General features: G+C 72.4%; 6 protein-coding genes. 4 read left to right on the plus strand and 2 right to left on the minus strand.

Going from position 1 to position 5,211, the window contains the following annotated elements; all coding sequences use genetic code 11:
* Nucleotides 1-73: 73 nt before the first annotated feature.
* The 3 genes from E1182_RS28925 (at nt 74) to E1182_RS28935 (ending at nt 3,262) form a co-directional block, all read left to right on the plus strand.
* Nucleotides 74-793, plus strand: coding sequence for an MBL fold metallo-hydrolase (locus tag E1182_RS28925; protein WP_132270898.1), 720 nt, complete (start codon nt 74-76; stop codon nt 791-793).
* 88 nt (nt 794-881) lie between these two features.
* The gene (gene hisS, locus E1182_RS28930) at nt 882-2,204 is read left to right on the plus strand and encodes a histidine--tRNA ligase (RefSeq protein WP_132270899.1); all 1,323 of its coding nucleotides are present in this window, start codon (nt 882-884) and stop codon (nt 2,202-2,204) included.
* Between the two features lie 119 nt (nt 2,205-2,323).
* The gene (locus tag E1182_RS28935) at nt 2,324-3,262 is read left to right on the plus strand and encodes an acyl-ACP desaturase (protein ID WP_132270900.1); all 939 of its coding nucleotides are present in this window, start codon (nt 2,324-2,326) and stop codon (nt 3,260-3,262) included.
* Nucleotides 3,263-3,376: 114 nt separating this feature from the next.
* Here the strand turns inward: E1182_RS28935 and E1182_RS28940 are convergent, their stop codons facing one another.
* Nucleotides 3,377-3,892, minus strand: a complete 516-nt coding sequence (locus E1182_RS28940) for a PaaI family thioesterase (RefSeq protein ID WP_132270901.1) — start codon at nt 3,890-3,892, stop codon at nt 3,377-3,379.
* A 56-nt stretch (nt 3,893-3,948) separates the two neighbouring features.
* Between E1182_RS28940 and E1182_RS28945 the strand changes: the two genes are divergently transcribed.
* Nucleotides 3,949-4,425: a helix-turn-helix domain-containing protein gene (locus E1182_RS28945; RefSeq protein WP_132270902.1), complete on the plus strand. Its 477-nt coding sequence runs from the start codon at nt 3,949-3,951 to the stop codon at nt 4,423-4,425.
* A 62-nt stretch (nt 4,426-4,487) separates the two neighbouring features.
* Here the strand turns inward: E1182_RS28945 and E1182_RS28950 are convergent.
* A partial coding sequence (locus E1182_RS28950) for a GDSL-type esterase/lipase family protein (protein ID WP_132270903.1) occupies nt 4,488-5,211 on the minus strand: 724 nt, incomplete at its 5' end.

Genomic DNA, 5,211 nt, shown 5'->3' on the forward strand with positions numbered 1-5,211 from the left:
TTGCCGGGTGGGTCGGGCCAGCCCGGCGACTAGGCTGCCGGGTGGACGGCGACTCGACGGAAGGGGAGCGGACGTGCTCGTGGCCGGCTTTCCCGCGGACGTCTTCGGCACCAACTGCTACGTGGTGGCGACCGCGCCGGGGGAGCAGTGCGTGGTGGTGGACCCGGGCATCGGGGTGCTCGACCGGCTCGACGCCGTGCTCACCGAGCACCGCCTGCACCCGGCCGCCGTGCTGCTCACCCACGGCCACCTCGACCACACCTTCTCCGTGGCGCCGGTCTGTGGCGCACGCGGCATTCCCGCCTACGTCCACCCGGACGACCGGGAGCTGCTGGCCGACCCGGGCAAGGCGCTCTCGATGGACCTCACCGCCCTCTTCGGCGGCCGGCTGCCGTACGCCGAGCCGGACGACGTGGCGGAGCTGACCGACGGCGCGACCCTGGCCCTGGCCGGGTTGGAGATCACCGTCGACCACGCCCCGGGCCATACCGGCGGGTCGGTGCTGTTCCGGTTGCCCGGCGCCGGTTCGCCCTGGGAGGCCGAGCAGATCTGCCTCTCCGGCGACGTGCTCTTCGCCGGCTCGATCGGCCGCACCGACCTGCCGGGCGGCAGTATGCCGACGATGCTCACCAGCCTGCGGGACAAGATCCTCCCGCTGGCCGACGACACCATCGTCCTGCCCGGCCACGGCCCCGCGACCACCATCGGCCGCGAGCGCGCCACCAACCCGTACCTCGCCGAGGTGGCGAACAAGGGCGACGCGCGCCCGGCCGCGCCCACCCGCGGCCTGTAGCCGCCGCGTCCGAGACCTCACCGCGTGGACCGCGCGGGATCGCAAGGAGACTCTGCCGCGCAGCGCGCGGCTGCCAAGGGAGTACGCCATGAGCAAGCCCACGCCGATTTCCGGCTTCCCGGAGTGGACCACCGGGCAGCGGATCATCGAGCAGTTCGTCCTGGACCGCATCCGCCGCACCTTCGAGCTGTACGGCTTCGCGCCGTTGGAGACCCGCTCGGTCGAACCGCTGGACCAGCTGCTGCGCAAGGGGGAGACCTCCAAGGAGGTCTACGTGCTGCGCCGGTTGCAGGCCGACGCCGACGGCCCGGCCGGTGACGACGCCCTCGGCCTGCACTTCGACCTGACTGTGCCGTTCGCCCGGTACGTGCTGGAGAACGCCGGCAAGCTGCAGTTCCCGTTCCGCCGCTACCAGATCCAGAAGGTGTGGCGGGGTGAGCGTCCGCAGGAGGGGCGCTACCGGGAGTTCCTCCAGGCCGACATCGACATCGTCGACCGGGACACCCTGGCGGTCCACCACGAGGCGGAGATGCCGCTGGTGATCGGCGACGCGCTGCGCTCGCTGCCGATCCCGCCGGTGCGGATCCAGGTCAACAACCGCAAGATCTGCGAGGGCTTCTACCGGGGGGTCGGGTTGGCCGACCCGGACGCGGCGCTGCGCGCGGTCGACAAGCTCGACAAGATCGGCCCGGTGAAGGTGGCCGACCTGCTGGCCGAGACCGCCGGGGCGAGCGAGGCGCAGGCCAAGGCGTGCCTGGCGTTGGCGGAGATCTCCGCGCCGGACGCCTCCTTCGCCGATGCGGTGCGTTCCCTGGGGGTGAGCGACCCGCTGCTCGACGAGGGCATCGCGGAGCTGACCGCGGTGGTGGAGACCGCCGCCGCACACGCGCCGGGTCTCTGCGTCGCCGACCTGCGCATCGCCCGGGGCCTGGACTACTACACCGGCACCGTCTACGAGACGCAGCTGGCCGGCTACGAGCGGTTCGGCTCGATCTGCTCCGGCGGCCGGTACGACAACCTGGCCAGCGCCGGCACGACCCGCTTCCCGGGCGTGGGCATCTCCATCGGCGTGACCCGGCTGCTCGGCCTGCTCTTCGGGGCGAACGCGCTGTCGGTCTCCCGCAGCGTCCCGACCTGCGTGCTGGTCGCGGTGACCGCCGAGCAGGAGCGGGCGGCGAGCAACGCGGTCGCCGAGGCGCTGCGCTCCCGCGGCATCCCCACCGAGGTCTCGCCGAGCGCGGCCAAGTTCGGCAAGCAGATCCGGTACGCCGAGCGGCGCGGCATCCCGTACGTGTGGTTCCCGGGGGCCGACGGTGACGAGGTGAAGGACATCCGCTCCGGCGAGCAGGTCGACGCGGCGGCCGGGGAGTGGACGCCGCCTCGCGAAGACCTGACGCCGTTGGTGAGCTGAGGTCGTCCGTCCGGCTGCCGGGCCGTCGTCGAAGTGGGCGGCGGCCCGGCACCTTACTGGCGCGTACGCCGACGGCGACTTACGGTGGCGTAAGTTACGCCACCGTAAGGAGATCCGCCATGACCGCTGCGCTGAGCCAGACCGCCCTGTTGCTCGAACTCGAACCCGTGGTCGCGAAGAACCTCGACCGGCATCTGGCCGTGGCCAAGGAGTGGTTCCCGCACGAGTACGTGCCGTGGAGCGAGGGACGCACCTTCGACGGGCCGCTGGGCGGCGAGGCATGGACGGAGACCGACTCCACCATCCCCGACGTGGCCCGCACCGCGCTGATCGTCAACCTGCTCACCGAGGACAACCTGCCCTCGTACCACCACGAGATCGCCACCCTCTTCGGGCGCGACGGCGCGTGGGGCACCTGGGTGCACCGGTGGACCGCCGAGGAGGGGCGGCACGGCACCGCCATCCGCGACTACCTGACGGTGACCCGCGCGGTCGACCCGGTGGCGCTGGAGCGCGCCCGGATGACGCACATGTCGGCCGGCTACCAGAACGTGCACGGCGACGAGGTGCTGCACTCGCTGGCGTACGTGTCGTTCCAGGAGTTGGCAACCCGGATCTCGCACCGCAACACCGGCCGGGCCACCGCCGACCCGACCTGTGAGGCGCTGCTGGCCCGGGTGGCGGCGGACGAGAACCTGCACATGGTCTTCTACCGCAACCTGCTGGGTGCCGCCTTCGAACTGGCCCCGGGCCAGGCCATGCGGGCCGTCGCCGACGTGCTGGCGGACTTCCAGATGCCCGGCGCCGGGATCGAGGGCTTCACCCGCAAGTCGGTGGCGATCGCCCTGGCCGGCATCTACGACCTGCGGCAGCACCGCGACGAGGTGGTCGTACCGGTGCTGCGGCAGTGGGACGTCTTCAACGTCACCGGTCTGGACGCCGACGGCGAGGCCGCCCGCGAGCAGGTCGCCCGGCACCTCGACGACCTGGAGCGGGCGGCGTCCCGCTTCGAGGAGAAGCGGGACGCCCGCGCCGCCCGTCTGGCCGCCCGCGTCTGACCTGCCGTGTCCCGGCCGCACGCCGGCACTCCCGCTGGCCGTGCCGCCTCCGCTCGTACCGGCGGAGGCGGGCTGTGGTCGCGGGCCGGCCGCGCCGGTGCGGTCGTGGGTGGGTCAGGCAGGCGGGGGCAGGGGGAAGAGCAGGCAGGACGAGGTGGCGTGGGCGACCAGTCGGTCCCCGGCGTCGGTGAGGCGGGCCTCGGCGAGGGCGGTGCGCCGGCCGCGTTGCAGCACGGTGCCCTCGCAGCGCAGGGTGCCGGTGGCGACGGTCACCGGGCGCAGGAACTTCACGTTCAGGTCCAGTGAGGTGTAGCCGACGCCGGCCGGCAGGGTGGTGTGCACCGCGCAGGCGGCGGCGGTGTCGAGCAGCGTGGAGATCACCCCGCCGTGGACGGTGCCGAGCGGGTTGTAGTGGAACTCCTGCGGGACCAGTTCGACCACGACCCTGCCCTCATCGGCTTCCATCCGGGCCATGTCCATCAGGCGCATGATCGGCGGAACGTCGAGCTCGCCGTCGATCATCGCGCGGAGCAGCTCCAGGCCGCCGCGCCGGCCGACGTGCGCCGCGCCCGTCGCCGGGTCGGACCAGGAGAAGGTGCGGCTGCGGGTCGGGTTCTGCGTCTGGGTCATGAACTCAGCCTGACAGCGCGTTGCTGAGTCTGTCAATCAGACCTAGCCTGGTGGGTATGCGACCCGCAGCGCTGGACTGGTCCGTGGAGAACTGCACCATCGCCCGCGCGATGGCCATCCTCGGCGAACGGTGGACCCTGGTGGTGCTCCGCGAGGTCTTCAACGGCGTCCGTCGTTTCGACGACATGCGGGTGCGCACCGGTATCCCCCGGCAGGTGCTCACCAGCCGGCTAACCGCCCTGGTCGCGCAGGGGGTGCTCCGCCGTGCGCCGTACCAGGAGCCGGGCAGCCGGGTGCGGCACGAGTACCGGCTCACCGACAAGGGCCTGGACCTCTGGCCGGTGCTGGTGGCGGTGCTCGGCTGGGGCGACCGCTACCTGGCCGATCCGGAGGGCTCAGCGCTGTCCGTCGGGCACCGGGGCTGCGACGCCGAGGTTCGGGTCATCCTGCGGTGCGCCGAGGGCCACGAGGTGAACCGGCCCCGCGACGTGGTGCCGCGACCGGGTCCGGGGGCACGTCGCCGCGCCGACTGAGCCAGGCCACCTTTCCGGTACCCGGCGCGTGGTCGGTGACCCGCCACGCGCCGGTCGGGGCGTCACCAGCCGAAGCCCTCGGCGTACGAGACGCTGGCCAGCACCGCCTGGCCGCTGGCGTTCGGGTGGAAGTAGTCCCAGGTGGAGACCTGGCTCAGGGCGAACGGGTAGCGGAACACCGCGTTGTCGTCGAAGTCGCAGTTCGGGCCGTACGCGGCGCATGCCTGGGCGAGTTGGGTGTTGTAGTCGACCACCCGCTGCCGGACCCGGTTGCGCCGGTCCACGTCGGCCTGCTCGGTGGAGGTCGGGTTGGCCAGCACGGACTGGCAGATGCCGAACAACGACCAGGCGTTGCGGGCGTTGCTGTTGCCCTTGCCCACCTGCCAGAGCCGGTGGATGTCCGGGATGCTGATCACCGCGACCCGGGCGTCGGGCAGACCGGCCTTGAGCCGGCCGAGGGCGCTGTCGATGTTGGCCCGGAAGGTGCTCACCGGGGTCATCGCGGACTCGGAGCCGGTGCAGGCGTCGTTGGCGCCGATCAGCACCGTCACGTACCCGACGCCCTGGCTGACCGCGCTGCCGGCCTGGCCGGACAGGTCGGCGGACTTCGCCCCGGTGCGGGCGTGGTTGTGGCTGCGGCCCTGGATGGCCGGGGTGGCCGCGCGGATGCGCAGGTAGTGGCTGTTGACAGCGGCGTGGTCGCCGGTGCTGAACGACCGCGAGGTGCAGTCGACGTACCACCCGCAGGCGTTGAAACCGCGGGTGATGGAGTCACCGAGGCTGGCC

This window comes from Micromonospora sp. KC721 (assembly GCF_004348355.1).
Classification (GTDB): Bacteria; Actinomycetota; Actinomycetes; order Mycobacteriales; family Micromonosporaceae; genus Micromonospora.

Coding starts and splice junctions, on each gene's coding strand:
- hisS (WP_132270899.1), top strand. CDS start 882: ATGAGCAAGCCCACGCCGATTTCCGGCTTCCCGGAGTGGACCACCGGG.
- E1182_RS28935 (WP_132270900.1), top strand. CDS start 2,324: ATGACCGCTGCGCTGAGCCAGACCGCCCTGTTGCTCGAACTCGAACCC.
- E1182_RS28940 (WP_132270901.1), bottom strand. CDS start 3,892: ATGACCCAGACGCAGAACCCGACCCGCAGCCGCACCTTCTCCTGGTCC.
- E1182_RS28945 (WP_132270902.1), top strand. CDS start 3,949: ATGCGACCCGCAGCGCTGGACTGGTCCGTGGAGAACTGCACCATCGCC.